This window comes from Streptomyces sp. RPT161 (assembly GCF_027533845.1).
Classification (GTDB): domain Bacteria; phylum Actinomycetota; class Actinomycetes; order Streptomycetales; family Streptomycetaceae; genus Streptantibioticus_A; species Streptantibioticus_A silvisoli_A.
The window spans coordinates 156,325-183,183 of sequence record NZ_JAPZVN010000009.1 but is presented as its reverse complement, the minus strand read 5'-3'; the positions used below and the strand labels follow the sequence as shown (position 1 = coordinate 183,183).

Below are 26,859 nucleotides of genomic sequence, written 5' to 3'. Positions count from 1 at the left end.
CCGTTACCGGTAACGACGTCCGGGCGGCCGCGGGCGCTCGTCGGGCCCGCGGCATTTCACAGCACAATATGCCTATGTTTATATGATTGTTTGTGGGGCTGGATAGCTGAGTGCCACTACGGGTAGTGCTGTTGCGACCGAGTGGCACGGCATGGGGAGGGGCGGTCGACGCAGACGCCGTCGAACTCTGCATGCCTCGAAGCGCCGTCCCCGGCCGCTTGTTTCCGGCTGTTTTTCCGCGAATCCAACCGGCCCGGTGGGTGGTTTACCCCCGGCCGCCCATATCCGTTTCCTTGGCCATGGAATTCCAGAGAGGGCGCCGAAGTGACCCAGTCCCAGCCTTTTGAACTGCCCGACTTCTACATGCCCTATCCGGCGCGGCTGAATCCCCAACTGGAGGAGGCCCGTGCGCACTCCAAGAAGTGGGCCCGTGACATGGGGATGCTGGAGGGCTCAGGTATCTGGGAGGAACGCGACCTCGACTCCCATGACTACGCCCTGTTGTGCTCGTACACCCACCCCGACTGCGACGGCCCGGAACTCTCGCTGGTGACCGACTGGTACGTGTGGGTCTTCTTCTTCGACGACCACTTCCTGGAGGTCTTCAAGCGGTCGGGGGACCGGGAGGGCGGCAAGAGGTACCTCGACCGCCTCCCGGCCTTCATGCCGATGGACCTGACCGCGGCGACACCGGTGCCCACGAACCCCGTTGAGGCGGGCCTGATCGACCTGTGGCGCCGCACCGTGCCGACGATGTCCATGGACTGGCGGGCCCGGTTCGCCGAGAGCACCGAGAACCTGCTGAACGAGTCGCTGTGGGAGCTGTCCAACATCAACGCGGGCCGCGTGCCCAATCCCGTCGAGTACATCGAGATGCGCCGCAAGGTCGGCGGAGCGCCATGGTCCGCAGGTCTTGTGGAACACGCGGTGGGTGCCGAGGTGCCCGCGGTGATCGCCGAATCCCGGCCGATGCGGGTGCTGAAGGAGACCTTCTCCGACGGAGTGCACCTGCGCAACGACCTGTTCTCCTACCAGCGGGAGACCGAGGAGGAAGGCGAACTGAGCAACGGTGTCCTGGTACTGGAGAAGTTCCTGAACTGCACCACCCAGCAGGCCGCGGACGCCGTCAACGACCTGCTCACCTCCCGGTTGCAGCAGTTCGAGTCCACGACCCTGACGGAACTTCCCCCGCTCTTCGCGGAGAAGGGAATCGACCCGCAGTCCTGCGCCGGTGTCCTGGCTTATGTCAAGGGACTTCAGGACTGGCAGTCGGGCGGCCATGAATGGCACATGCGCTCCAGCCGCTATATGAACGGCGGCGGGCAGACCGCCCCTTCCGCCCGCTGGTCCGCGTTCCTTCCCAGTGGACTGGGAACTTCGGCGGCGGATATCAGGCTGGCTTCGGCAGGGGCCGAGGCCCAAAGGGCCCGCGGCTTCACCCATGTGCCGTTCCAGAAGGTCGGGCCGTCCCGAATTCCCGACCTCTACATGCCGTTCGGCACCACCCTCAGTCCGCATCTGCAGTCGGCACGCCGGAACGTGGTGGAATGGGCGCACCGAATGGGGCTGCTCAAGCCGCAGCCCGGTGTTCCCGGCTCGCACATCTGGGACGAGCACAAACTCATCGCCTTCGACTTCCCGCTGTGCGCGGCGGGCATCCATCGGCAGGCGTCACCCGATGAACTCGACCTGTCGTCACAGTGGTTGGCGTGGGGCACCTACGCGGACGACTACTACCCGGCGGTCTTCGGCCGGGCCCGCAACCTGGCCGCCGCCAAGATCTGCAACGAACGGCTGTCGGCCCACATGCCGATCGACCCCGACACCGCCCCCGCCCCGACGAGCCCGCTGGAGCGGGCCCTGTCCGATCTGTGGTCGCGCACGGTACGCCCGCTGTCCGCCGACGCGAGGCGCAGGTTCCGTACCGCCGTCGAGGGCATGATCTCCAGTTGGCTGTGGGAACTCACCAACCAGGCGCAGAACCGCATTCCCGACCCGGTGGACTACATCGAAATGCGCCGGTGGACCTTCGGTTCTGAACTCACCATGAGCCTGAGCCGGTTGGCACACGGAAAGGAAGTGCCACCGGAGATCTACCGGAGCGGGCCGATGCGTTCGCTGGAGAACTCCGCCACCGACTACGCCTGCCTGGTCAACGACGTCTACTCGTACCAGAAGGAGATCGAGTTCGAGGGCGAGGTGCACAACGGCGTACTCGTCGTCCAGAACTTCTTCAACTGCGACTATCCCACCGGACTCGGCATCATCCAGGACCTGATGAACTCCCGGATGCGCCAGTTCCAGCACGTCGCCGCGCACGAACTCCCCGTGCTGTGCGACGACTTCCGGCTCGGGAAGACCGCCCGCCAGGCTCTGGACGACTATGTCCGGGAGCTTCAGGACTGGATGGCCGGAATCCTCACCTGGCACCGGGACGGCAACCGGTACAAGGAATCCGAACTGCGCTACAAGGTGGGCGCCGCGTCCCGCTTCGGGGCCCCCACCGGTCTGGGGACCTCGGCCGCGCGCATCGCCTTCACCGAAGCCACCCGAACGGCACGCTGACGCGGCACCTCAGCCGAACGCACCCGCCGACCTGCGCGGCGCGGGGGAGGCCAGCTCCCGCCCCCTGGGGGTACCGGCACGGAGGCGAAGATCGCGTCCTGCCGTGCCTGGAGTTCCCGCGCCCGCCACGGCGAGGTGCCGCCCCTGTGCAGGTGGCCAGAACCCGCGTCAGCGCTGGTCAGGGACTCGGACGGACGGCCGGGGCGGCGTTGCGCTCGCCGTCCGGCGGGCGGCGTAGCACCCTGGAGGTGCGGCGGTGGGCAGGTGAGCGCGGGACTGGCGGTTTCTTGGCAATGCACCGGTACGAGTCGCAGAACGCGGCAGGGGCGCGGCTGGAGGGGCATCGGCTGCTTCCCCTGGCGACCGCGTTGCTCGACTCGGACGGGCGGATCCTGCACTGGAGCGAGGACGCCGAGAAGCTCGTCGGCTACCCGGCGAGCGAGGCGGTGGGCCAGTTCGCCGCCCGGCTGCTGGTGAACGAGGAGCAGTGGCCGCAGGTGCTGTCGATGTTCGACAGCATCACCTCCGGGCGCGGCTGGTCCGGGACCTTTCCGGTCAGGCACCGTGACGGCAGCAACGTCGAGCTGGAGTTCCATACCTACCCGATCGTCGGCCCGGAGGGACGGCGGTTCGTGCTCGCCACCGCGTCCGAGGTCGCCGCGCTGCGCACGGTCGAGCAGAACCTGGCCATCCTGGACGGCTTCTTCAGCCAGTCCCCGATCGGCCTGGCCGTCTACGACACCGACCTGCGGTTCATGCGGATCAACGACGCGCTGGCCCGGATGAACGGCCTGTCGTCCGAGCAGCACATCGGCGGAACGCTCAGCGAGGTGCTGCCGGGCATCAACGCCAAGGAGATCGAAGAGGTGATGCGGCGGGTGCTGGCCACCGGCGAGCCGGTGGTCGACGCCCGGTCGCACGGCCGTACACCGGGTGATCCGGAGCACGACCGGGCCTGGTCGGCCTCGTACTTCCGTCTGGAGGCGCCGTCCGGCCAGGTGCTCGGCGTCTGCTCCTCAATCATCGACGTCACCGAGCGGTTCCACGCCGAGGCCCAGGCGGAGCAGGCCCAGCAGCGGCTCTCCCTGCTGGCCGAGGCGGGCGCCCGGATCGGCGCCACCCTGGACCTGCGCCGGGCGGCCCGGGAACTGTCCGAGGCGATGGTCCCGCAGCTCGCAGATGTATGTGCGGTGCATGTACTTGACCGGCTGGTGGGCGGGATGGACCCGGAACCGGTGGGCGGTGCGCAGTCGGTCTACGTGCGGCGGCTGGCTCTCGCCTCCGCCAGCACCGAGTTCCCCGCCGCCGACCTGCCGACCGAGGGCGTGTACCGCATACCGTCCGGCTCACCGTACGAACAGGCGATGACCGGGCGGCGTACCGTGATCGTCCCCGGCGCCGAGCTGCCGCCGCTCACCGACGTACGGGCCGACCGGGTGAGCGGCTATCTGGCCCGCAGGGCCCAGCCGGTTCGGGTGGCGCCGCTGGTCGCCCGGTCGACGGTGCTCGGCATCGTGGTCTACGGCCGCAGCGTCGACCGTGAGCCGTTCGACGCCCAGGACAGCACGTTCGGCGACGAGTTGATCTCGCGGGCGGCGGCCTCGATCGACAACGCCCGGCTCTATCTGCGGGAACACGAGAACCTGATGGAGCGTCAGGCTGCGTTGCGCGAGGCCAACGCCGCTCGGGCGCAACTCGCCCTGATCAACGAGGCCAGCAGCCGCATCGGCACCACACTGGACCTCCAGCGCACCGCGGAGGAACTGGTCGAGGTGGTCGTCCCACGGTTCGCCGACTTCGTCACCGTCGACCTGCTGGAGCCCGTGCTGAGCGGTGAGGAACCCGACAAGCTGCGCGGTGACAAGGAGTTGGTGCTGCGCGCGGTCGCGGTCGGCGAGTCGGGTGACTCGGGGATGACCAACGTCGCCGACGCGGTGGGTGAGGTCTCCCGTTTCGAGTCCCGCAAGCTCTACGCGAAGGCGCTGCGCAGGAGACGCTCGGTGCTGGTGCCGGAGGTGGACGAGGAGAGCCTGTCCGCCATCGTCAGCTCGCAGGACCGGGTGGCGCCCGGCCTTGCCGCGGGCGTCCACTCCTATCTGATGGTGCCGGTGCTCGCCCGTGGCGCGGTGCTCGGCGGCGTGGAGTTCGTCCGTACCCGCCATCCCGAGCCGTTCACGCCCGCCGACACGGCGCTGGCCGAGGAACTGGTCGCCCGCGCCGCGGTGTCCATCGACAACGCCCGGCTGTACCGGCGCGAGCGGGAGACGGCGCTCACCCTGCAACGCAGCCTGCTGCCCCAGGAGACCCGGCACACGCTGGGCATGGAGATCGCCCACCGCTATCTGCCGAGCAGCGTGGGCAGCGAGGTCGGCGGCGACTGGTTCGACGTGGTCCCGCTGTCCTGCGGGCGCGTCGCGCTGGTGGTGGGGGATGTGATGGGCCACGGCATCCGGGCCGCCGCCACGATGGGCCAACTACGCACCGTGGCCCGTACGTTGGCCACCCTGGAGATGCAGCCCGACCAGGTGCTGACCCGGCTGGACGAGACGGCCTCCGGGGTCGGCGACGGCCAGTTCGCCACCTGCGTGTGCGCCGTCTACGACCCGGTCGACCGCAGCTGCACCCTGGCGTGCGCCGGACACCTGCCGCCCGTCGTGGTGGCCCCCGGCGGCGGCAGCCGGCCGGTCGACCTGCCCGCCGGTGTTCCGCTGGGTGTCGGGGGAGTGGACTTCGAGAGCGTGGAGATCACCATGCCGGAGGGCGGCATCCTGTCGCTCTACACCGACGGCCTGATCGAACGGCGTGGCCAGGACATCGACGAGGGCCTGGAGCTGCTGTGCCGCACCCTCGCCGACCGGGGCCGCGATCTGGAGGAGAGCTGTGACGCGGTGCTCACCGCGCTGGTGCCCGAAGGATCCGAGGACGACATCGCGGTGATCATGGCGCGGGTGCTTCCGGTCCCCGAGGACAAGATCGCCACGCTGCCGCTCGCCGAGGACGTGGCCCTCGCGGGCGAGGCGCGCCGGTTCACCCGCGGCACCCTTGCGTCCTGGGGGCTCTGCTCACTCGCCGAGATCACCGAACTGCTGGTCAGCGAGCTGGTCACCAACGCCCTGCGGCACGCCGGCCCACCACGGCAGTTGCGCCTGTTCCGGGACCGCACACTCACCGTGGAGGTCGCCGACACCAGCCGCCAGATCCCGTTGCTGCGCCCCGTCGAGGAGGACCTGGAGAGCGGTCGCGGCATGCGGCTTGTCAACGAGCTCGCCCACCGCTGGGGCAGCCGCATGACCCGCCACGGCAAGGTGGTCTGGTTCGAACTGGAAATCCCACCCGGCACCGGCGCCTGACCCGCCAGCGGGGAGCGCTCGTCACGCGAAGGCGCTGTGGCCGGTGATGGACTTGCCGACGATGAGGGTGTTCATCTCACGCGTGCCCTCGAAGGAGTAGACGGCCTCGGCGTCCGCGAAGAACTTGGCGATCTCGTATTCGAGCACGATGCCGTTTCCGCCGAAGAGTTCGCGGGCCCAGGCGACGCACTCGCGCATCCGGGTGGTGGTGAACGCCTTGGCCAGAGCGGCCTGTTCGGCGCTGCCGCGGCCCGCGGCCGACAACTGGTGGAGGCGGACCACCATGCCGAACATGGCGGTGACGTTGCCGAGCATCTTCACCAGCAGGTCCTGGATCAGCTGGAAGGCGCCGATGGGCTTGCCGAACTGCACCCGGGTGACGGCGTATTCACGGGCGAGCTCGTAGGCGCGTACCGCGACCGCCAGCGCCTGCCAGGCGACCCCGCCCCGCGTGCGCGCCAGGATGGCGGCGGTGTCGCGGAAGCTGTCGACCCGCTGCAGGCGGTTGGCATCGGGGACACGCACCTCGTTGAGGGCGATGTCGGCGTTCTGCACGGTCCGCAGCGCGATCTTGCCTTCGATCTTCGTGGTGGTGAACCCGGGAGTGCCCTTCTCCACCACGAAACCCTTGACGTTGTCATCGGCCGTATCGCGCGCCCAGACCACGACGAGATCCGCGAAGGTGCCGTTGCCGATCCACCGCTTGGCGCCGTTGAGGATCCATGTGTCGCCCTCGCGCCGGGCGGTGGTGCGCATTCCGCCCGCGACGTCGGAGCCGCCCTCGGGCTCGGTCAGGGCGAAGGCGCCGATCTTCCTCATCGCGGCCATGTCCGGCAGCCAGCGGTCGCGCTGCTCCTGGCTGCCGCCTCCATGGATGCTGCCCATGGCCAGGCCGGTGTGGACTCCGGAGAACACCCCCAACGACGGGTCGACGCGATTGAGTTCGAGGCTGAGGAAGCCCGAGAACAGTTCGCTGCGGTGGCGGCCGTCGCCGTATTCGGGGTAGGAGTATCCGGCCAGTTGGAGCTTGGCCATCTTCTCGATCACCGCGAAGGGGAACTCCGCCCGGTCCCAGGCGGCGTTGGCCAGTGGCTTGACCTCGTTTTCCAAGTAGTCGCGGATGGTGGCCAGTTCGGCCCGCTCGGCATCGCTGAGCAGTTCGGCGTAGCCGAAGAAATCGGGCGTGGGGTTGGCCGGCTTGGGCATGGCTGACTCCTGTGGGCTGGGTATCGAAGGTTCTTGTGCCCTGAACGCGGGGGAGGGGGCTCAGGCCTGTTCGGCCCGGCGCAGCGCGGCGTTCAAGGCGAGCTGTTTGCGGTCGCGGAGCATGGCGCGCTTCTGGTACGCCTCAGGGCCCTTCCCGTACGCGGCCTCGGTCTGGGCGACCAGCGTGGCGATGCCATCGGCGTCCAGCACCGGATGGCCGAGGCTCTGCCAGCTCTCGGCGAGGCCGGGACCCAGGTGCCGCATCATGTGCCGGATGCCGCCGGGGCCGCCGCCGAGGTGAAAGCTCTCGAAGGGACCGATGGCGGCATATCGGCCGCCCAGCGACGCCTTCATCACCGTGTCGAGCTCCCTGGCCTCGACCACACCGCTGAGGACGAGATGGATCGCCTCCTGGAGCACCGCGCCCTGCAACCGGTTGGCCGCGAACCCGGGGACCTCCTTGTGCAGCCGTACCGGCGTCCTGCCCAGCGCCTGGTAGAAGGCGATGGCCGTCTCGATGACCTCCTCCGCGGTGCGCTCGCCCGGAACGATCTCCACGAGCGGGACGATGTGCGGGGGATTGAAGGGGTGCGCGACCAGCAGTCGCGCGGCGACCTCGTCCGGCAGCTGCGCGGCGATCAGGGAGGCTACGATGCCGGAGCTGGAGGTGGCCAGTACCGCGTCGGCCGGGGCATGGCGGGCGATGTCGGCGAACAGCCGCTGTTTGAACTGAAGGTTCTCCGGGCCGTTTTCCTGCACGAGCCGTGCGTCGTCCACGGCCTCGGCCAGGTCGTGGGTGGTGCGGATGCGGTCGCGCAGGACCGCTGCTTCGCTGCCGGGCAGTCCGGCGGCGAGCATCGGCATCGCCTCGTCGACGGCCTGGTCCAGGTCGTCGCGCGGGTCGGTGACGGCCACCTCGATTCCGTGGGCGGCGAACAGCGCGGCCCATGCCAGGCCGATGGTGCCGGCGCCGACGACGGCGACCGACGTCGGGGCCGTGGGCGGTCGGGGTGTCAGGGCACGGGGTGTCACGAGGGATCCTCCTCGGTCAGGTAGTCGTGGACGGGAACGGCCCTGTCCAGCGTGAGATCCGTGACGATGTGGCTGGCCGAGACGATCTCGCGCACCGGCAGATCCGCCAGCGGCGCCAGTACGTGCTCGAACAACTGCAGCCGCGCGGGCCCGGTGTGGGCCTCCTTGACCACGAGATCGGTGATCTGGGTGCGGACGAGCTCGCAGACCCGTGGAGTGCCGTCGTAGCCGGGAACGATCTTGAGCATGTAGGTGGGTACCGCGATCTGCTCGCGGGCGAGCCCCGGGTCGAGCGGATGGTGCTTGTAGCCCATCGTCGCGGTGGCGACCCGCACGCTCCCGTAGTCCAGCGTCCCGACCAGCGCGGCGTGCTCGGCGTACAGGGCGGGTGCGCCCATCGCCTTCGGATAGGCGCTCACCTCGCGGCCAGCGGCGGTGGCGGCGAAACTGTCCAGGTACATCGCGTGCAGATACTCGCCGCGCTCGTCCCCGTAAAGCACCGGGATCGCCTGTCCGGCCTCGACATACGGGCCGTATGCCGTGACGTCCGCCATCTTCATCACCTCGAACCGCACCAGCGGCTCGTCGACGCGCAGCGGCTCGGGCACCACTGCTCGCAGTGCGTCGGGGTCGGTGCGATAGACGATGTTGAGGTACTCGCGGTCGGTGAAACGGGCTGTGGCGGGGGCGTACGCGGGCGCCGTGAGGGGGGTGTTGAGGGCACGCACAAGATGTGCCCGGCCCAGTCGAGGTGCGGGTGCGTGCTTCATCGCCCGCTCCACTCAGGCGCGCGCTTCTCACTGAAGGCGCGTACCCCTTCGGTGAAGTCGGCCGAGCGCAGCAGCGCGCCGACCTCGGCGGCCTGCTCGGTGAACGCCTCCGACTCCGGTACGCCGTCGGCGAGTTGGACGGTCCTCTTCACCGCGGCCAGAGCCAGCGGCGCGTTGGCCGCGATCTCCTCGGCGAGTTCCAGGGCGGCGGACAGCGCCTCGCCGTCGGGGGTGAGGCGGTTCACGAGGCCGAGTTCGCGGGCGCGTTCGGCGGTGACCGTGCGGCCGGTCAGCAGCAGCTCCATCGCCAGGTGGTAGGGGATGCGCCTGGGGAGCCGTACCACTCCGCCGCCACCGGCGATCAGCCCGCGCTTGACCTCCGGGAGAGCGAAGCGGGCCCCCTCGGCGGCCACCACCAGGTCGCAGGCCAGGGCCAGTTCGAAGCCTCCGCCCAGGGCGTATCCCTCGACGGCCGCGATCAGCGGCTTGGCCGTACGGGCCTCGGCGAGCCCGGCGAAGCCCTTGCCGGGGATGTTCACCTGTTCGCCGCGGGCAGCGGCCTTGAGGTCCATACCCGCGCTGAAGGTGCCGTCCGCGCCGGTGAGAACGCCCACCCGCAGGCCGGGGTCGGACTCCAGGCGGTCGACGGCGGCGGCGATGCCCTGGGCGACCTCGGCGTTGACGGCGTTGCGGGCCCGCGGCCGGTTGATCGTGATGACGAGGACACCGCCGACGTCGCGTGTTCCGACGACGGGGGCCGCTGGCGTGGTCGCGGGGGTTTCGGGTGTGCGGGTCGTGGGCGTGGGAATGCTGCCGCTCATCGGTTCTCCTCATCGAACTCAGCGGTCTGATTGGCCTTCGTCTTACGGGGGTTGGTGCCTCGCGTACCGGCGAGTTCGCCGAGCACTTCCTCGGTGTGCTGGCCGGCCAGCGGCGCGTGCCGACGCACCGACGCCGGGGTGGCGGAGAAGGCCAGCGGTATGCCGATCACCCGGTAGGCGCCCTCACTGGGGTGTTCGGCGACATCCAGCAGATGGCCTCCCCGCACGTACGGGTCCTCGGTGGCCTCTTCGAGCCGCAGCACTGGACCGACGGGAATGCTGTGCTTGGTGCACACCTCCGTCCACTGCGCCGAGGTCAGCTCTGGCGTCACCGTCTCCAGCAGCTCGGACAGCGCCTCGCCGTCGCGCGCGGAGTCGATGAACTCGCCGTTGACGCGCGGGTCTTCGGCCAGATCGGGGCGTCCCGCCGCGGCGAACAGATCGCGGAAGTTCTTCGGGCTGTACGGAATGACCATCGCCAGGCCGTCCTTGGTCGGGCGGGCCCGGTGCCCCTTGTTCATGGACGGCGGGAAGCCGGTCGGGCCCATCGGAGGCTCGAAGGTCCGGCCCTGCAGATGCTCGACCAGGTTGAACGCCAGCAGGGTGTCCACCATCGGCACCTCGACGTGCTGCCCCTGGCCGGTCGCGCGCTGGTGGACGAGCGCGGCCAGCGCCGCGTACACGATCGTCAGCGCGGCGACCTTGTCGGCGAAGATGCTGGGCAGCACGACCGGTGCGCCCACGTCACCCGCGCGCTGCGCCAGGTCCAGCAGCCCGGAGGCGGCCTGCACCGTCTCGTCGTACGCCGCCAGTTGGGCCCGGTCGGAGTCCGGGCGGAACCCCTGGGCGTGGGCGTAGACCAGCTGGGGGTTGGCCGCGGCGAGGCTGTCGTAGTCCATGCCGAGGCGGCGCAGGGCGCCGATTCGCATGTTGGTGATCAGGATGTCCGCGGTGCCGATCAACTCCAGCGCCTTGGCGCGCTCAGCGTCGTCCTTGAGGTTGAGCGTCACGCTGCGCTTGTTGCGGTTGACGTTGAGGTTCAGCGGCGTCATGCCGGGCGTACGGTGCAGCGCGCCGACCCGCACGGTGTCGTTCGGTGACTCGATCTTGATGACGTCGGCACCGAGGTCGCCGAGGATCTGCGCCGCGTACGGCCCCATCACCACCGTGGCCATGTCGATGACGCGCACTCCGGCCAGCGGGCCGCCCCGCTCGTCCGCTTCGGCCGGCCTGCCCGCATCGGCGGAGCATGCCGGTTCTACCTCGGCCATTTCAGCGGATTCCATCACCACTCCAGTACGGGAAACGGGACAGGAAGGGGAAAAGCGCCACCCTCTTCGGGGGCATTCCCGGCTCTAAGGAAAACGCTAGTCCGGTGCGGTGGAGAGACCCAAGCGATCAGTGACACCAATACGCGAAAAACGGCGTGACCGCAGCGGTCACGCCGTTTTTCCGTCCTTGCACGGTCGCGGGGTTCACCCTGGTCAGGACGGATCTACTGGAGGGGAGAACACCTCCTTGGCCTCGCTGACCAGGCCGTGCAGGTCGCCTTCCGGCTCGGCCCGGTCCCGGCGCCAGACCAGCCCGGTCGGCAGGGCGGGCGAGAAGTCCCGGAACGGCAGCACTACACTCGCTTCATTCCCGTAACCCCTGGAAGTGCCTTCCGTGCTCCCGCCGCCGGAATTCCCGGAACCGAGCAATGTGATGGCGAATATCGAACCGTTCGCCACGATCTCGCGTACGCTGGCGTAATCCCCGATGTTGAGCGTGGTCTCCTTGTGGATTCCCGCGGCTTTCAAGCGCACCTTGAGCTGGTCGAAATACGTCGGGAGCGTCCCGGGTGCCGACGTCACATATGTGTGGTCCCTGAGTTCGCTCAACGACACCGAGCTTCGCGAACCGAATTCGGCGGCGGGCAGCAGCGCGCCCAGCGGCTCGCGCAGCAACTCCAGCACCTCGATTCCCTCGGCGTGCACGGGCAGATGGAGCAGCGCCATGGCCAGATCACCGCGCTGTACCGCACTCAGGAGGTTCCCGCTGTTCCCGGGCCAGCGCTTGACGTCGAAATCCTCGGCACAGCGCCCTTCGAGCTGCACAAGCCGCTCCCGCAGCCTCGGGTGCAGGGCCGGTACGACGCCCACATATGCCGCCCGCCGCTCGGGCCCCAGGGCTCGGCGCAGTTGCCAGGGAATGTCGTCGAACCGGCTCAGGATGTCCTTCGCCACCGGCAGCAGTGCCGCACCGGCGCGCGTCAGCGCCACATGGTGCGAATCCCGGTCGAACAGCCGCTGGTCGAGTTCCCGCTCCAGATCCCGTACCCGCTGGCTCAACGGCGAGGTGGCCATGTGCAGTTGACGCGCGGCCCGGGAAAAACTGAGGTTCTCGGCGACTGCCACGAAGTAGCGCAGATGGAAGATCTCCATCGCCAAACCTTATCCGGGCGCCGGGGAACCTCCCCGAAAGGAACACCCTGCCGTCGGCGCCCCTGGCCGTCGATCACGTTGACCCGCGTGAGCTTGTCGGGGACGCGGATGAGACGGTGCCGCCGGGAATGCGCGTGGTTAGTCCCCGGCTACCGGCCTGACGCACCGACACGTCACTGTCGGGGGTTGAGGTGGTCCTTCCACAGTTCGCGCTCGTTGCCGTGCGGGTCCCGCACGACCTCGTTGCCTGGTTGGCCGTTCCGGTGGAAGACCATGACGGGGCGTTGGCTGGTGTCGTACGGTGCCCATCCGCTCAGCTCGCCCGCCCGCGCGAACTCCACCCAGCGGCTGTGCAGTGCGTCGGCGAGTTCCCGTGGCGGGTTGAGGCCGGTGAACTCCCGGCTGTCGGGGTTGTCGAGGGTGTCCCAGGCGAACGGCAGCGGCAGGCTGTGGCAGGCACCGAACTCGACACCGGGGGCGTTGGGCGCGCTGTCGGTGCGCCATCCGAACTCGAAGAGATGGGTGGGGGCGGGGGCTTGGGCGCGGGCTTCGGCGACTCGGATCGAGGGGATGCGGAAGACCCGGTCGGTGAGTACCGCGCAGGCGATGTCCAGCGGACTGTCGCGCACGTACGGCGGGGCGTTGGTCTCGGCGTAGCGGTCGTAGAAGTCGGCCGGTACGCCGTACGCCCGCAGGCTGTCGCGGAAGGGCCTCTCCTCGGGCCGGGCAGCCAGCGGGGTGGGCGCCAGGAAGAGCCGGAACTCCTCGGTGGCGGTGCCCATGAGGAGGGGGATGCCGTGCCCGGCGCCCTCTGCCGTCGCGTCGATCGGCGCGCGGTGCAGAAGGGTGTCGTCGATGACGGGCATGAAGGCCAGACCGCAGGCGGCGATGGTGGACACCCCGAAGCGCCGCGCGTTGACCGTGGTGGCGACGTCGTCGCAGACGGCTTGCTGGGCGAGGAGGAGTTCACGCACCGGCACGTCGGCCAGGGCGTGCGCGGTGGAATCGACGCGCAGGCGTTCGGCGACCTCGGCGGTGACCAGCGCGGCGTCCTGGCGGGTCTGGACGATGTGGGCGGAGCCGCTTTCCACGATGGCCTTGTGGAACAGGCCGAGGTCCAGGGAGAGCAGCGTGAGCACGCTCATCGCACCGGCGGACTCGCCCGCGACGGTGACGTCGTCCGGGTCCCCGCCGAACCGTTCGATGTTGTCCCGGACCCATTCCAGGGCGGCGATCTGGTCCAGCAGGCCGCGGTTGGCCTGGGCGGGCGCGTCCTCGACGTAGGCGAAACCCTCCACGCCGAGCCGGTAGTTGACGGACACGCACACCACGCCGTCGCGGGCGAACGTGGCACCGTCGAAGGCGGTCACGGCGCTGGAGCCGGTGATGAAGCCACCGCCGTGGATCCACACCAGAACCGGCAGGGATCGTGTCCCACCGGGGGTGGGGGTCCACACGTTCAGGTTCAGGTGCTCGTCGCCCTCGACCACAGGGTTGCGGATGAGTTCGCCCAGCTTGCCCCGCACAGGCAACTGCGGCGCGGTGGCGCCGAACTCGTGAGCCGCCCGCACACCGGTCCACCGCGCGGGCGGCTCAGGTGCCGCGAACCGCTGGACGCCCTGCGGCGCGGCGGCGTACGGGATGCCGAGGAAGCGGGCGATCCCGCTTTCGACGATGCCGGACACCGGGCCGTAGGCGGTCTCGACGATGGTGATGGTCTCGGACATGCGGCTCCCAGGGCCGGATGCGGGCGACGCGACCCGCGCCTTGGCGCCCTGCCGAGCGGATCGCCTCACGGGGACGACGAGCCCCCATGCAACCCCGACGCTATCCGGCAGGACTTTGGCACAGGCCGCGGTGACCAGAAGGAGTTGTTCCTTGACTGGAAGCCGCCCGGACAGGCAACCGCCGAGTGGGAGGCGCGTGTGGTGAGACGGCGACCGTCAGGGCGCGGGACGATCCGATGCCGAGCAGCGTGCAGATACGGCCTGCCCGCTTCGGGCATCAGAGGAAATTGAATCGCACTGCGTTGGGGTACCTCCCCCAGATCCTGTCTGACTTCGGTGGAACTCGGTCCAGGACGGCGCCGCTGCAGTCGGTGTTCTCGTAGACGGTCGCCGTGGCGTTCGTTTCGTTGTCCGCGCTGACCGCGGGCAGGCCGAAGCTGATGCACTCACCGTTCGGCGGGTCGGCCCAGGTGTGCGGCACTCCGTCAGTGTCGGTGTAGGTGAAATTGCCGGTGGCGGCGTGGCCTTCGGCGGAGACCCCGGTCACCAGCGCGAGCGCGGCGCAGGCGGCCAGGGCGAGTCGGCCTGCGCTCCTGAAGGCATTCATAAGAGCCTCACCCTTCTTTGACGAGTAGAGCCTCGGACGTCAGGATCAGCCTTTTTCAAGATCTTCAGTGTGTAATAGCACTTTTTCACTCGATAGAGTGGCAAGTCGGCTAGTGATCAAGGGTCGGTATCCCGTGGATGTGTGGTTGCGCGCTGACGACTGGAGCGGTCATGCAACCCCGGATCGCCTTCGGCTCGCCAGCGCCAGACCCATTTGTGGGCTGTGATGCGGGAGTTGCCCATTTCCTCGGCGACGTGGGCGATGGACCTGCCAGCGCGGACCCGGTCGGCGAGAAGCCGTCTGCCGTGGACGATCAGCCGGGCATGGGGGTGGAGCACGGTGAAACGTCTGGGATGGTGCGGAATCTGATGCACAGTCTGGGGTTGTGCCCGAGGCCGCCGATCTGGTGATCGACGTCCTCGGGCGACAGAGGACGAGCCTTCGTGGGCGGCGAGCCAGGACGGTGCCGTCTGCGCGCCCCACTGGATCTATTCGGCCCAGGCACGCTCCAGCTGGGTGTGGAAGGTGGCGGGCTTCCGCCCGATCAGCTCGGCCAGTGTCGAGTCGACAGCGGTGAACTCGCCGTTCCGCGCCGCGGCGAAGATGCTCAGTATCAGGTCGGCGATCGGGGCCGGGGCGCCATGCGCCAGGACCTGTTCGCGGAAGACGTCGTCGGGGACGACGGTGCGGGTGAAGGGCCGTCCGGTGGTCTGGGACGCGATCTCGGCGATGGTGTCGAAGTCGAGCGCCACCGGTCCGGTGAGCGGTGGGGTGGGTCCCTCGAAGCGAGCCCCCTCGGCGAGGATCACCGCGGTGGCCTCGGCGAGGTCGTCGTGGCCGGTCCAGGCGACAGGGCCGTCGGCGGGGAGGGCGATGTCGCCGGTGTGGCGGGTGGGCTCAAGGAACTGCAGGGCGCTGGAGGCGTAGAAGCCGTTGCGCAGCGCGGTCCAGGGCAGGCCGGTGGCGCGCAGCAGATCCTCGGTCTCGGCGTGGTCGCGGCATGCCTGGAAGCGGGCGTCATGGGCGGCGCCCATCTGGCTGGTGTAGAGGATGCGGCCGACGCCGGCCTGCACGGCGGCGTCGATGGCGGCGCGGTGGCCGCTGACGCATTCCGGGCCTGTGCGGTCGAGGGAGACGAGGAGCAGTTGCTCGGCGCCCTCGAAGGAGTGCACGAGCGAGGCGGGGTCGTCGAAGCTGCCCTGCCGGACACGGACGCCGCGGTCGGCGAGGTCCTGGGCCTTGCGGGGGTCGCGGACGCTGACACCGACGCGGTCGGCGGGGACGCGTTCCAGGAGACGCTCGACGGTGCGGCGGCCGAGCTTTCCGGTGGCTCCGGTAACGATGATCATTGGGTTCTCCCGACACTGTTTCCGGTGGAATCGAGATGATGGTATCACTGGAAATTCCAGTGGAAGCAGATTCTCGGTATCATTGGTTCATGGCTACGCGCGACTCAACCGACAGCCCTCGGCGCCGCATCGTCGAGGCGGCCGTCGAGCTGCTGGAGAACGGCGGCCCTGACGCGGTGAGCACCCGCGCGGTCGCCGCCGCAGCCGGAATGCAGCCGCCAGCGATCTACCGCCTCTTCGGCGACAAGGAAGGGCTCCTTGAAGCCGTCGCCGAGCACGGCTACGCGCAGTTCCTGGAGAGAAAGCGCGCGCAGCTCGACCCCGCCCCGCAGGACCCGGTGGAGGAGCTGCGCCGCGGCTGGGACATGGTGGTCGAGTTCGGGGTCTCGCGCCCCGAGTTGTTCGCGGTGATGAACCGGGCCATCGGCCGGGAATCGGACGCAGCACACCGCGCGGGCCTGGAGATCCTCCATGGGCGGGTACGTCGGCTGGCGGCCGGGGGGTGGCTGCGGGTCGACGAGGAACTGGCCGCCCAGATCATCCAGGCAACCGGCCAGGGCGCCGTCACCACCTGGCACTCCACCCCCGCAGACCGCCGCAATCCGGCGCTGTTGACCGTCCTGCGCGAGTCCATGGTCGCGGCCGTCACCCGCGCCGAACCGACGGTTCCCGCCGCGGAGTCCGGTCCCGCCGCGGCGGCCCGCGCGCTGCGCGCCGCCCTCCCCGACGACGCCGATGTCCTGAGCGACGCCGAGCAGCGCCTGCTGCGTGAGTGGCTCACGCGCCTGGCGGCGGACGGTGGCGCGCCGCACGCCTGATCGCGCGTCAGGCGCCCTCTCGGAGGTTGAACCTCCCGAGGAGAGGTTGTGCGATGAAGCGGCGTCCACGAGACAAGACAGTCGGCGACCACACGGCTCCGACTGGCTTCCTCTTGCCCATAACGCGCCGCCACCTCGACCACGTCTCCGACGCCCACTGTCAACAACGCTCGCGGTCAATACGGCTAGCATGCCTCGGTGCACCCGGATCTGAATCTGCTGATCGCACTCGACGCACTTCTGGAGGAGCGTGGCGTGGGCGCCGCGGCGGACCGCCTCGGCCTGTCCCAGCCGGCGATGAGCCGGACCCTGAGCCGTATCCGCCGCGCCACCGGCGACCAGATCCTGGTGCGCGCGGGACGCGACATGCTGCCGACGCCGTACGCGGAATCGGTCCGCGACCAGGTGCACACGCTGGTGGAGGAGGCACAGGCGCTGCTGCGGCCGCCCCGAGCCGTGGAACTGGCCACGCTCGACCGCACGTTCACCCTCCGGTGCCACGACGCCCTCACCGACAGCACGGGCCCGGCACTGCTGGCGGCCGTGCGTGAGGACGCCCCGGCGGTACGGCTGCGCTTCCTGGCGGAGTCCGCGGCCGACACCGAGGATCTGCGGCTGGGGCGGGTGGACCTGGAGCTGTCGGCCAGCGAACCACGGCAGCAGGACCTGCGCAGTGAGGTGGTCGGGAGCGGCACGCTGGTCGCGGTGGTGCGCGCCGACCACCCCGCCGTAGCGCTGACGCCGACGTCGTACGCGTCCGCCGACCACGTCACCGTCTCGCGCCGAGGTCGACTGCGCGATCCGGTCGACGACGCCCTGGAGGCGCTGGGCCTGGCCCGCCGCGTGGTGGCCTCGGCGCCCACGACGGCGGCGGCACTGCGCATGGTGGCGGCCGGCGACCTGATGTCGGCCGTGCCGATGGTGCTGGCGGATGCCGGTCTGGCGGCGGCCGGACTGCGTACCCTCCCGCTGCCCCTCGACCTGCCGCCGGTCCCGCTGGTCATGAGTTGGCACCACCGCTACGAGGGCGACCCCGCGCACGCCTGGCTGCGCGCGAGGGTCAGGGAAGCGCTCGCCGGGGCCGGTGTCCCAGGCCCCGCGGCCGACTGAGCTGAACCCCGCCCTCCTGTGCGCCGGGGTGATGCCGTGCACGTGCATCACCTGGCGACATCCGCTCGCCCTGACGTCGCACGAGACGGCCCGCCGCCCGCGTTGCGCGGAGGTCCGCCGCCTCGCCCTTGGCGGTCGCACAGGCCGCCACCGCCCGGGAGTACGCGCAGCGTACGGGGCCTTCACCCACTGGACGCTCGGCACCCGGCAGACGAGTGAGCCCGCCGTGGGCAGGCGCCACGGACCTCTGCTGCTACAAAGGCACTTCCTCCAACTGCCCGTGCTGAACACGGAGTTGGCGCCGACGAGCGGAAGTGAGCTGTTCATGAGTAATGATGGTGACTTCGTCACGCGCTACGGGCCCTGGGCGCTGGTCGCGGGGGCATCCGAGGGAACGGGTGCCGCCTATGCCCGGCATCTCGCCGAGCGGGGATTGAACCTGCTGCTCCTGGCCCGTCGCGAGGAGCCGCTGACCGGCTTGGCCGCGGAACTGGTCGAAACGTTCGGGGTCGAGGTGAGAACCGCGAGCGTGGACCTGACCAGTGGCTCACTGCTGGACGACCTCGAACCGCACACCGACGGCATCGAGATCGGTCTGCTCGTCTACAACGCCGGGGCTTCGCCGAACATCGGCAAGTTCATCGACCGCCCGATAGACGAGGCCATGTACCTCGTCGACCTCAACTGCCGCGGACCGCTGCTGATGGCGCATCATTTCGGTGCGGCGATGGCCGGACGGTCCCGTGGTGGAATCATCTTGACGACGTCCACCGGGTCGATGGCGGGCTGTGCGTACGTCGGTGCCTACACCGCGTCGAAGTCCTTCGTCCATATGCTCGGCGAAGCGTTGTGGGTTGAACTCGGTCAGCACGATGTCGATGTGCTGGTAGCGATGGTCGGACCTACCGACACACCGGCCCTGCGCGCTACCGAACCGCACCTCGACGGTCTGCCCGTCGCTTTGATGGACCCGACCGAGGTCGTAGCGGAAGCCGTCGCGGCTCTGGGATCCGGTCTTCCGCTGGTGCCCGTAGGACCCGCCAACCATGCCGCGGTGCGGCAGGCTTGGCCGGTCCCGCGCGCCGATCTCGTCATGGGAATGAGCGCCGGCTGCGCCCAGATGTACGGCCTACCCGTCCCCGCGCGCCCCCGAGCGGCGCAGTCCGACTGAAGCGCGGAGCATGGCGCCGCTCGTCGGTGCCAGCCCCTGAGGGCTGCTGCCGACGAGCCGAGCGCTCAGGCGCCATCGACGTGGCCACGCCCGCCGAACGCCCGGCTCGCGGTGACGAGCGCGCCGAACCGGAACGGTGAACTCCTGGTCGTGCCAAGGTCGTTCGGCCGACGCGGCGGCGATAGTGGCCGGGACTTCGTGACCGTCCACGCGCGCCCGATCCTGACCCGTACCGTGACCGGCTCCTGACGTTCAACGACGGGACCCAGGCTACCGTCGCCGTCGCTCTGGGTGCGATGACCACGGCGGTGTCGGTCACCGGCGCACAGCTGGGCGACCCGCGGCTCGTCGTCCTGGGCGCGGGCTCGGCGGCCGTCGGGGTGGCCGACATGATCCGCACCGCGGTGGTGGACGAGGGGCTGTCCGGTCGATGCGGCCGACCGGTTCTGGTTCGTGGACATCAACGGGCTGCTGGTGCGATCCCGCATCCGTCGACGGCCCGGCGCCGTTGCTTCCGCCGCTGCGGTGCATGAGGGAGGCGGCCCATGAGATCGCTGTCGCCGCCGCACTGGCCGCCGTCGAGGCGGCGTCGCCCGACGGCGGACCGAGCAGGAGTGCGGGCGGCGGTCGCGGCGACGCAGTGGGATCCGGCGTATCCGGACTGACCGGTTTGTGGATTTCGGTACGTTCGGGCGCATACCCCTACGTCGCCGGTACACCGCAGTGTCCTGAAGTGCCCAGGTTTATCAGGGCATATCGCCCCATCTTTCCTGATGGGGTGTCAGTTTGTGGTGTTCCCATGTGATGTGCACGACACATGCTTGTGAGTCTTGATCCTGGCTGCCTAGCGTGCGGGGTGTTCGCACACGCGTACCCCGCGGCCGGGACGCCGAGTCCTGTCCACCGACCGACGGGCAGCCGATCAACGCAACGGGCAGGAGCGGGGGAACCAGGTAAGTCGCCGTCCCATGCCCTGCCCGGTGCCCGGGTACACGCTCGGACGGCTCGGGGTGAAGCCGCATGCGCGGCCGGGCCACCTCACCGCCCGAACCCGACAGCTCACCTCGCAGGCGTCGTGGAGGAAGCCTGCATGCTGATACCCGGTTCCGGGCGGCACCGCCGCCCGCACCAGAGCTCCACCCGCCGTCTCGCCGCCACCGGGATCGCCGGTGCCGGTCTGATGCTTCCGCTGGTGGGCGCCAGCGGAGCCATCGCCGCACCCGCCGGACACCAGTCCGCTACCGCCGACCAGTGGCAGTCGCGGCACCACGAGGGGCGCGCGCATCACGAGCACGCGCGCCAGCAGCACCACGTCGCCCACCACACGCAGCACGCCGCCCACCCCCACCCGGCCGCCCCGCAGCCCTCGGCCACCCCCGTCCAGGCCGCCCCGGTCCAGGCCGCCTCCGCCCAGCCTTCGGTCGCGCCGTCGCACTCCGCGTCCGCCGCGGCGTCGGCCACCCCCACCGCCAGCGCCACTCCGGCTCCGCAGGCCGGCGACACATCCGACGCGGTCCAGCAGGTGCTGGCCCTGATCAACAAGGCGCGCGCCGCGCAGGGGCTGCCCGCCTACACCATCACCGCCGGACTGACCCGCAGCGCCGAAGGCCACAACCAGGTCATGGCGAACGGCTGCGGACTGTCCCACCAGTGCCCGGGCGAGGCCGCGCTGGGTGACCGGGAGACGGCGGCGGGTGTGCAGTGGAGTTCGGCCGGGGAGAACATAGGCGAGGGCGGCCCGGTCAGCTCCTCGCCGCAGGACGTCGCCGCCATGGCCGTGCAGTTGACCCAGGGCATGCTGAACGAGCAGCCGCCGAACGACGGCCACCGGCGGAACATCCTGAGCAGCGGCTTCACCCACATCGGCATAGCCGTGCACCGGGACGCCCAGGGCACCGTCTGGCTGACGCAGGACTTCTCCGACTGAACCGCCTCCGGTCCGCCCGTGAGCGCCATGGGCGGACCGGACTGTAGGCCGAACGCGTTAATTATCCTTTTTGGTTAAGAATTCAGCCACCTGGCCGGTTAAGGATTCCTCCAGCAGCTCACGCCCAGCCCAGCAGCGAGGAAGAACCCCATGGCCCAGCAGGTTTCCGCGCGCCACCGGCACTCAATGACCAGGCGGCTGGTGGCTGCCACTGTGGCCCTCAGCGCCCTGGGAGCCGCCTCCCTCGCGACACCGGCCGCCTCCGCGCAGCCATCGCGCCAACGGGACCGCGGCTACCGGGAGTTCGACTTCGTATCCAACGTGCCGGGCAAGGCGACGGCCACAGACCCCAACCTGGTCAATCCCTGGGGACTGGCCCAACTCGATGGTGTGATCTGGGTTTCGGACAACGGCAGCGACAAAGCGACGACCTACACCGGCGCCCGGCCGGGTAAGCCTGCCACAGTACTGCGCCGTGTGGAGTCCATCCCCGGCTCCGGGGCTCCAACCGGCAGCGTGCCCAACGACACGGGATACTTCCGGTTCCACGCCTTCGGGAAGTCCGCTTCCGCCCGGCTCATCTTCTCCGGAGAGGAAGGGGACCTGTTCGCCTGGAGCCCGAAGGTGTCGCAGCGGAAGGCCGTGCGGGTCGCCCACGTCGAGAGGCACGGCGTCAACGCCGTCTACAAGGGTTTGACCCTGGTGCGCGGCCGTACGCCCCGGCTGCTGGCCGCCAACTTCCGCGCCGCCCGCGTCGACGTGTTCGACACGAGCTTCCACCGCCTGCCGTTCTACCGCGGCTTTCGCGATCCCCGCATCCCCCGCGGCTACGCGCCGTTCAACGTCAAGGCGTTCGGCTCGCGGGTGTTCGTGACCTACGCCCAGCAGGACCAGGCCAAGCACGACGACATCGCCGGGCCCGGCAAGGGATTCATCGACGTTTTCGACACACACGGCCGTCTGCTGCGGCGCTTCGCCCGCCGCGGCGTGCTCAACTCGCCCTGGGGAATGGAACTGGCACCCCGCGACTTCGGCAGGTTCTCCGGCGATCTGCTCGTGGGCAACTTCGGTGACGGCCACATCCACGCCTTCGACCCGCGCACCGGGCGGCTGGTCGGCACCCTCCGGGACTCCAAGGGGAAGCCGATCACCATCCCCGGGCTGTGGGGCCTGCTGCGCGGCACCCACAAGGCACGGCAGGACGCCGTCTGGTTCGCCGCCGGGATCAACGACGAGAAGGCCGGACTGCTCGGCATCGTACGGGCGGTGAGCTGACACCCCGCTCCACATGGAATCCACATGATTGCCCGCTACCGTGCCGCCCGGAGCCGAAGCCGTGGACCCGTGCGGCTTCCGCCGGAGAAGGGCACGCGGAATGGACCAGGAACGTCCGCTCGGTGAGCGGTATGCGGTGCGCAGGCTGCTGGGCCGGGGAGGCATGGCGCAGGTCTACCTCGCCGACGACCTCAAACTGCACCGCCCGGTCGCGGTGAAGACCCTGCGCCCCGAGTGCGCGGGCGATCCGTCCTACCGGGAGCGCTTCCTACGGGAAGCGAGGTCGGCCGCCCTGCTCAACCATCCCGGAATCGTGGCCGTCTACGACACCGGCGAGCACATGGCGCACGGCGTCAGCCTGCCGTACATCGTGATGGAGTACGTCGAGGGCCGCACCCTGGCCGAACTGGCGCGCGGAGACCAGCCGCCGCCTCCCGAACAGGCGCTGCGGCTGACCGCGGGCGTACTGGACGCACTGGCGCACGCACACCACTGCGCCATCGTGCACCGCGACATCAAGCCCGCCAACGTCATGCTCAGCGCCGACGGCACCGTGAAGGTCATGGACTTCGGCATCGCCCGACCGCTCGGCGCACAGGGCGCGACGCTGACCCAGACCGCCATGGTGGTCGGCACGGCCGAGTACCTGTCGCCGGAGCAGGCGCGCGGTGAGGAGGTGGACACCCGCACCGACCTGTACTCCACCGGCTGCCTGCTGTACGAGCTGCTGACCGGCCGCCCACCGTTCACCGGCGACAACCCGCTGGCCGTGGCCTACGCCCAGGTGCGGGACACGCCCGAGCGGCCCTCGGCCCGGGTGCCGGGGCTGCCACCGCTGTACGACACCGTCGTCCTCACCGCGCTCGCCAAGAACCGGGAGCAGCGCTACCGGAACGCCGAGGAGATGCGTGCTGCCATCGACGACGCGCTGGCCCGGATCGAGGGCGCGTCCGCGGCGATCGCGCCCACGCTCACCACCCAGGCCGCGCACCACGACGAGGCGGACACCCCGGCGCCCGCGCCCGCCCCGCGGCGGCAACCGGACGATCGCCGTCGGCGCCCGTCCCGGCTGCTGTGGTCGGCGGTGGCCGGGGCCGCGGCGCTGCTGGTCGCGGGCGGGGCGTATGCCGCGTCGGGGCCCGGTGGCGACGGAGCCGGGCAGGCCCAGGCGCCCACCACCGTGCCGGTCCCCGATCTGGTCGGGAAGACCATCGCCCAGGCGCGGACGGGCGCGCAGAGTGTCGGGCTGCACGTCGTGCGGTCCGCGTTCGGCGCCTGCACGGCGCACCCCCCGAAACGCCATATCTGCGGCCAGGTCCCGGCCTCCGGCACCCGTATGGCGCGCGGCGGCAGCATCCGCGTCCAACTGTCGACCGGCCCGGCCACCCGTGGCCGCCCTGGGACCGTACCGCCCGCGGAGTAGCCCCGGGTGCGGCCGGGCCGGGGATGCCGGAGCCTTGAGGACATGGAGCATCCACCTGTTGTTGTGCACCCGGTGGAGGACGGCGCCCGACGGGTGACGGTCCAGGGCGAAGTGGTGGGGCAGGCCTACGGACTGGCGGACGTCGAGGAGTTCCTCCGCCGCGCCGGCCTCGACCCGGACGATGTGGCGCTGGACGACCCGGCGCTGATTGAGTGGCAGGGCGGCGGCCCCGACGTGTGGTCGTGACGGCCGCGGTTTCCGCCCACGTCTTCCGCGCGATGGGCGCGGTGCCGTGTGCGGGAGCCGCGCAGCCGGTTTCTTAGCCGTTCAACTTCCGTCCGCGGCCAGTACACAACCGGAAGCTACTGATGAACGCGAGCACCGCCGCCCGCTTCCCCAGCAGCAACTGGAGTACTCCGTGACCCGCCGATCCATTCGACTGGCCGCCATCCTCGGCGTCGCCACCACCCTCGCCGGGGGCTCGCTCGCCGCGGCGTCGGAACTCACCGGCTCCCCGGCCCCGCAGCAGAAGGCCTCGGCCAAGCACGTCCTGCTGCTCTCCGTCGACGGCCTGCACCAGTCGGACCTGGCCTGGTACGTCGCCCATCACCCCGCCTCGGCGCTGGCCCGGCTGGTGAACGGCGGCGTGCAGTACACCAACGCGCACACCACCACGCCCTCGGACTCCTTCCCGGGCATGGCCGCCCAGGCCACCGGCGGCGGTCCGGGCACCACCGGCATCTACTACGACGACGTGTACAACCACGCCCTGCTTCCGGCCGGCACCACCAACTGCAAGGGCGTCAAGCCCGGCGCCGAGGTGGACATGACCGAGGACATGGACAGGAACAAGGCCGCCCTCGACGCCGGTCAGGGCCTGAAGAACCTGCCCAGCGGCATCCTGCAGATGACCGGCCAGCCGCAGAGCCTGCTGGACCCGAGCAAGCTGCCGGTCGACCCCAAGACCTGCAAGCCGGTGTACCCGCACTCGTACCTGCAGGTGAACACCGTCTTCAACGTGGCCCGCAACGCCGGTCTGCGCACCGCCTGGTCGGACAAGCACGCCGCCTACGACATCCTCAACGGCCCCTCCGGCACCGGCATCCAGGACCAGTTCTCCCCGGAGATCAACAGCAACGCCCCGGGCTACCCGGCCGGTGGCGACTGGACCACCGACAACAAGGCCACCGAGCAGTACGACAACTACAAGGTCAAGGCCGTCCTCAACGAGATCGACGGCTACGACCACTCCCGCAGCCACAAGGTCGGCACACCGGCGATCTTCGGCATGAACTTCCAGTCGGTCTCCACCGCCCAGAAGCTCCCCATCTCCGAGGGCCTCAAGGGCGGTTACGCGGCCAAGGGCGTGCCCGGGCCGCTGCTGCAGAAGAACCTTGACTTCGTCAACACCGAGGTCGGCGCGCTGGTCAAGGAGATCCAGGCCCAGGGGCTCGGCTCCAGCACGGACATCATCCTGTCCGCCAAGCACGGTCAGTCGCCGACCGACCCCAAGGCCCTCACCCGCATCGACGACGGTCCGCTGCTCGACGGGCTCAACGCCGCGTGGAAGAAGAAGCACCCGGGCGCCGGTGATCTCGTCGCGCACTCCGTTGACGACGACGGCATGCTGCTGTGGCTGGGCGACCGCTCGGCTGAGGCCACGTCGTTCGCCAAGCAGTACCTGCTCGCCCAGAGCGGCCAGGGCAACGACATCAACGGCAACGCCAAGGCGTTCACCAACAGCGGCCTCAGCAAGGTCTACGCGGGCAGGGAAGCCGCCCAGTACTTCGGCGTCAAGCCTGGTGACCCGCGTGTGCCGGACCTGTTCGGCATCGCCAAGTACGGCGTGGTCTACACCGGCGGCAAGAGCAAGATCGCGGAGCACGGCGGCGCCCACGCCGACGACCTGAACGTCCCGCTCGTCGTCTCCGGCGCCGGTACCCCGGCGGGCGTCACCAAGTCCGGGCAGGTCGAGACCGCCCAGATCGCGCCGACGATCCTGGCGCTCCTGGGCCTGGACCCGCGGAACCTGGAGGCTGTCCAGAAGGACCACACCCAGGTGCTGCCGGTCCACTGACCCGAGTCAACCCAGCCCGAGTGGGCCGCACGCGATCGAGCGTGCGGTCCACTCTCGCTTCGACGCGCCCACATTCGCCACGACCGGACGACACGGCTCACGTGGGGCGGGCGCTCACCTCAACGCGCCGACGTCGGCGCGCCGTTCGGCTGACACGTGCTCACGCCGTCCTCGCCGTGATGCCATCCAGTAGCGCGGGCAGCGCCGTGCCGATGGGCTCGCGGACGATCTCGTCGGCGAGCGGGTCGTACGGGGTCGGCTCGGCGTTGACGATGACCAGGCGGGCGCCGTGCTGGGCCGCCAGTCCGGCGAGGGACGCGGCGGGCTGGACCCGGAGACTGGTGCCGACCGCGATGAAGATCTCGGCGGCCTTCGCGATGGCCATCGCCTGGCCCAACACCTCGGGATCCAGCGCCTGACCGAACATCACCGTCGCGGACTTCAGGATTCCACCGCACCGCGCGCACGCCGGATCCGGGTCGCCCGCCCGCACCCGCTCCAGCGCCTCCTCCATCGCGGAACGCTCCGCACATTCCGTGCAGACCACCTCGCGGGCGGTGCCGTGCAGTTCAAGCACCTTTCTGGCAGGCATGCCCGCGAGCTGGTGCAGACCGTCCACGTTCTGCGTGATCACCCGTACCGGCACCCCGGAACGCTCCAGCCGGACCACCGCCCGATGCGCCTCGTTCGGCCGCGCCCGCAGCGTCGGGCCGTCGCACCGCATGCGCCACGACCGGCGGCGGATCTCGGGATCCGCCATGTAGTGCTGGTAGGTGACCAGCTTCTCCGCCCCCGGATCGCGCCGCCACAGCCCGTTCGGCCCCCGGTAGTCGGGGATGCCCGAGTCCGTGGAGATCCCGGCCCCGCTGAGGACGACGACAAGCGGCGCACGCGTGTTCATGCGTCGAGCGTACGCAGCCTGCCGACGGCGGGCGACCGGGTTTCCCGGCCCGGGGCTCAGACACGCCGGGCCGCGCGCGCCGCGGCCGTCCTGCCCCCGCGAACGCGGCCCCCGGCAAGTGAGTGGCTCCCACCCCGCACCCGGTGGGCCGGCCACACCACGCCCTATGCCGAGCGGTCCGGTGCGTGGCGCAGGTACGCCAGAACGGCGCTGACCGGCAGTGGAGTTGTGGCTCCTCGGCCGAATCGAGCCTGGCGTACGCCGAGTTGACGTGCTTCTCAATGGCAGGCCAGCGGGCTGTCGTCGG

General features: G+C 70.0%; 21 protein-coding genes, 1 pseudogene and 1 riboswitch. Of the genes and pseudogenes, 11 read left to right on the top strand and 11 right to left on the bottom strand.

The features are described 5' to 3' along the window. Positions 1-324 precede the first annotated feature (324 nt). Both O5O46_RS19800 and O5O46_RS19795 read left to right on the top strand, forming a co-directional pair. Positions 325-2,565, top strand: coding sequence for a family 2 encapsulin nanocompartment cargo protein terpene cyclase (locus O5O46_RS19800; RefSeq protein ID WP_269856831.1), 2,241 nt, complete (start codon positions 325-327; stop codon positions 2,563-2,565). Positions 2,566-2,858: 293 nt separating this feature from the next. Beyond that, a complete protein-coding gene (locus O5O46_RS19795; protein WP_269856934.1) occupies positions 2,859-5,915 on the top strand; it encodes a SpoIIE family protein phosphatase in 3,057 nt (1,018 codons plus the stop codon). 21 nt (positions 5,916-5,936) lie between these two features. On the opposite strand, the gene O5O46_RS19790 is transcribed toward O5O46_RS19795, so the two are convergent. The 10 genes and pseudogenes from O5O46_RS19790 to O5O46_RS19745 all read right to left on the bottom strand — a co-directional run bounded on the left by O5O46_RS19790 (position 5,937) and on the right by O5O46_RS19745 (position 15,850). Continuing rightward, on the bottom strand, positions 5,937-7,121 hold the full coding sequence (locus tag O5O46_RS19790; RefSeq protein ID WP_269856830.1) for an acyl-CoA dehydrogenase family protein: 1,185 nt from the start codon (positions 7,119-7,121) through the stop codon (positions 5,937-5,939). A gap of 60 nt (positions 7,122-7,181) precedes the next feature. Then, positions 7,182-8,153: a 3-hydroxyacyl-CoA dehydrogenase NAD-binding domain-containing protein gene (locus O5O46_RS19785; RefSeq protein ID WP_269856829.1), complete on the bottom strand. Its 972-nt coding sequence runs from the start codon at positions 8,151-8,153 to the stop codon at positions 7,182-7,184. Then, positions 8,150-8,923: an acetoacetate decarboxylase gene (locus O5O46_RS19780; RefSeq protein WP_269856828.1), complete on the bottom strand. Its 774-nt coding sequence runs from the start codon at positions 8,921-8,923 to the stop codon at positions 8,150-8,152. The genes O5O46_RS19785 and O5O46_RS19780 overlap by 4 nt, the downstream gene beginning before the upstream one ends. After that, positions 8,920-9,744, bottom strand: coding sequence for a crotonase/enoyl-CoA hydratase family protein (locus O5O46_RS19775; RefSeq protein ID WP_269856827.1), 825 nt, complete (start codon positions 9,742-9,744; stop codon positions 8,920-8,922). The genes O5O46_RS19780 and O5O46_RS19775 overlap by 4 nt, the downstream gene beginning before the upstream one ends. Continuing rightward, positions 9,741-11,015, bottom strand: a complete 1,275-nt coding sequence (locus O5O46_RS19770; protein WP_443072578.1) for a CaiB/BaiF CoA transferase family protein — start codon at positions 11,013-11,015, stop codon at positions 9,741-9,743. The genes O5O46_RS19775 and O5O46_RS19770 overlap by 4 nt, the downstream gene beginning before the upstream one ends. Before the next feature lie 213 nt (positions 11,016-11,228). Continuing rightward, positions 11,229-12,167: a LysR family transcriptional regulator gene (locus O5O46_RS19765; protein WP_269856825.1), complete on the bottom strand. Its 939-nt coding sequence runs from the start codon at positions 12,165-12,167 to the stop codon at positions 11,229-11,231. A gap of 173 nt (positions 12,168-12,340) precedes the next feature. Continuing rightward, entirely contained in the window at positions 12,341-13,894 is a 1,554-nt protein-coding gene (locus O5O46_RS19760; protein ID WP_269856824.1) for a carboxylesterase/lipase family protein, read from the bottom strand. A gap of 277 nt (positions 13,895-14,171) precedes the next feature. Continuing rightward, a complete protein-coding gene (locus tag O5O46_RS19755; protein WP_269856823.1) occupies positions 14,172-14,501 on the bottom strand; it encodes a hypothetical protein in 330 nt (109 codons plus the stop codon). 122 nt (positions 14,502-14,623) lie between these two features. After that, positions 14,624-14,839: pseudogene (locus O5O46_RS19750) on the bottom strand (leucine zipper domain-containing protein); the annotation flags it as partial. Positions 14,840-14,989: 150 nt separating this feature from the next. Next, the gene (locus O5O46_RS19745; RefSeq protein ID WP_269856821.1) at positions 14,990-15,850 is read right to left on the bottom strand and encodes an SDR family oxidoreductase; all 861 of its coding nucleotides are present in this window, start codon (positions 15,848-15,850) and stop codon (positions 14,990-14,992) included. Between the two features lie 89 nt (positions 15,851-15,939). Here O5O46_RS19745 and O5O46_RS19740 point away from each other — a divergent pair, with 89 nt between their 5' ends. The 9 genes from O5O46_RS19740 to O5O46_RS19700 all read left to right on the top strand — a co-directional run bounded on the left by O5O46_RS19740 (position 15,940) and on the right by O5O46_RS19700 (position 25,651). Then, on the top strand, positions 15,940-16,668 hold the full coding sequence (locus O5O46_RS19740; RefSeq protein WP_269856820.1) for a TetR/AcrR family transcriptional regulator: 729 nt from the start codon (positions 15,940-15,942) through the stop codon (positions 16,666-16,668). Between the two features lie 198 nt (positions 16,669-16,866). Further along, positions 16,867-17,778: a LysR family transcriptional regulator gene (locus tag O5O46_RS19735; protein ID WP_269856819.1), complete on the top strand. Its 912-nt coding sequence runs from the start codon at positions 16,867-16,869 to the stop codon at positions 17,776-17,778. A 325-nt stretch (positions 17,779-18,103) separates the two neighbouring features. Continuing rightward, entirely contained in the window at positions 18,104-18,949 is an 846-nt protein-coding gene (locus tag O5O46_RS19730; protein ID WP_269856818.1) for an SDR family NAD(P)-dependent oxidoreductase, read from the top strand. 296 nt (positions 18,950-19,245) lie between these two features. Further along, entirely contained in the window at positions 19,246-19,482 is a 237-nt protein-coding gene (locus O5O46_RS19725) for a malic enzyme-like NAD(P)-binding protein (protein ID WP_269856817.1), read from the top strand. Between the two features lie 383 nt (positions 19,483-19,865). Then, positions 19,866-20,037, top strand: a riboswitch (cyclic di-AMP (ydaO/yuaA leader). A gap of 2 nt (positions 20,038-20,039) precedes the next feature. Then, a complete protein-coding gene (locus O5O46_RS19720; RefSeq protein ID WP_269856816.1) occupies positions 20,040-20,876 on the top strand; it encodes a CAP domain-containing protein in 837 nt (278 codons plus the stop codon). Between the two features lie 150 nt (positions 20,877-21,026). Next, a complete protein-coding gene (locus O5O46_RS19715) occupies positions 21,027-22,151 on the top strand; it encodes a TIGR03118 family protein (protein ID WP_269856815.1) in 1,125 nt (374 codons plus the stop codon). Between the two features lie 100 nt (positions 22,152-22,251). Beyond that, positions 22,252-23,574: a protein kinase domain-containing protein gene (locus tag O5O46_RS19710; RefSeq protein ID WP_269856814.1), complete on the top strand. Its 1,323-nt coding sequence runs from the start codon at positions 22,252-22,254 to the stop codon at positions 23,572-23,574. A gap of 42 nt (positions 23,575-23,616) precedes the next feature. Next, the gene (locus O5O46_RS19705) at positions 23,617-23,820 is read left to right on the top strand and encodes a hypothetical protein (protein WP_269856813.1); all 204 of its coding nucleotides are present in this window, start codon (positions 23,617-23,619) and stop codon (positions 23,818-23,820) included. A gap of 172 nt (positions 23,821-23,992) precedes the next feature. Then, positions 23,993-25,651, top strand: coding sequence for an alkaline phosphatase family protein (locus tag O5O46_RS19700; protein ID WP_269856812.1), 1,659 nt, complete (start codon positions 23,993-23,995; stop codon positions 25,649-25,651). A 160-nt stretch (positions 25,652-25,811) separates the two neighbouring features. On the opposite strand, the gene O5O46_RS19695 is transcribed toward O5O46_RS19700, so the two are convergent. Next, positions 25,812-26,552 carry an SIR2 family NAD-dependent protein deacylase gene (locus tag O5O46_RS19695; protein WP_269856811.1) on the bottom strand — a complete coding sequence of 247 codons (741 nt, stop codon included), beginning with the start codon at positions 26,550-26,552 and terminating at the stop codon, positions 25,812-25,814. Positions 26,553-26,859 lie beyond the last annotated feature (307 nt).

What these genes read in the sequence shown, in the direction of transcription:
- O5O46_RS19795 (WP_269856934.1), top strand. Translation starts at nt 2,859, where the DNA reads ATGCACCGGTACGAGTCGCAGAACGCGGCAGGGGCGCGGCTGGAGGGG.
- O5O46_RS19790 (WP_269856830.1), bottom strand. Translation starts at nt 7,121, where the DNA reads ATGCCCAAGCCGGCCAACCCCACGCCCGATTTCTTCGGCTACGCCGAA.
- O5O46_RS19780 (WP_269856828.1), bottom strand. Translation starts at nt 8,923, where the DNA reads ATGAAGCACGCACCCGCACCTCGACTGGGCCGGGCACATCTTGTGCGT.
- O5O46_RS19775 (WP_269856827.1), bottom strand. Translation starts at nt 9,744, where the DNA reads ATGAGCGGCAGCATTCCCACGCCCACGACCCGCACACCCGAAACCCCC.
- O5O46_RS19770 (WP_443072578.1), bottom strand. Translation starts at nt 11,015, where the DNA reads ATGGCCGAGGTAGAACCGGCATGCTCCGCCGATGCGGGCAGGCCGGCC.
- O5O46_RS19765 (WP_269856825.1), bottom strand. Translation starts at nt 12,167, where the DNA reads ATGGAGATCTTCCATCTGCGCTACTTCGTGGCAGTCGCCGAGAACCTC.
- O5O46_RS19760 (WP_269856824.1), bottom strand. Translation starts at nt 13,894, where the DNA reads ATGTCCGAGACCATCACCATCGTCGAGACCGCCTACGGCCCGGTGTCC.
- O5O46_RS19755 (WP_269856823.1), bottom strand. Translation starts at nt 14,501, where the DNA reads ATGAATGCCTTCAGGAGCGCAGGCCGACTCGCCCTGGCCGCCTGCGCC.
- O5O46_RS19745 (WP_269856821.1), bottom strand. Translation starts at nt 15,850, where the DNA reads ATGATCATCGTTACCGGAGCCACCGGAAAGCTCGGCCGCCGCACCGTC.
- O5O46_RS19740 (WP_269856820.1), top strand. Translation starts at nt 15,940, where the DNA reads ATGGCTACGCGCGACTCAACCGACAGCCCTCGGCGCCGCATCGTCGAG.
- O5O46_RS19730 (WP_269856818.1), top strand. Translation starts at nt 18,104, where the DNA reads ATGAGTAATGATGGTGACTTCGTCACGCGCTACGGGCCCTGGGCGCTG.
- O5O46_RS19725 (WP_269856817.1), top strand. Translation starts at nt 19,246, where the DNA reads ATGACCACGGCGGTGTCGGTCACCGGCGCACAGCTGGGCGACCCGCGG.
- O5O46_RS19720 (WP_269856816.1), top strand. Translation starts at nt 20,040, where the DNA reads ATGCTGATACCCGGTTCCGGGCGGCACCGCCGCCCGCACCAGAGCTCC.
- O5O46_RS19715 (WP_269856815.1), top strand. Translation starts at nt 21,027, where the DNA reads ATGGCCCAGCAGGTTTCCGCGCGCCACCGGCACTCAATGACCAGGCGG.
- O5O46_RS19710 (WP_269856814.1), top strand. Translation starts at nt 22,252, where the DNA reads ATGGACCAGGAACGTCCGCTCGGTGAGCGGTATGCGGTGCGCAGGCTG.
- O5O46_RS19705 (WP_269856813.1), top strand. Translation starts at nt 23,617, where the DNA reads ATGGAGCATCCACCTGTTGTTGTGCACCCGGTGGAGGACGGCGCCCGA.
- O5O46_RS19695 (WP_269856811.1), bottom strand. Translation starts at nt 26,552, where the DNA reads ATGAACACGCGTGCGCCGCTTGTCGTCGTCCTCAGCGGGGCCGGGATC.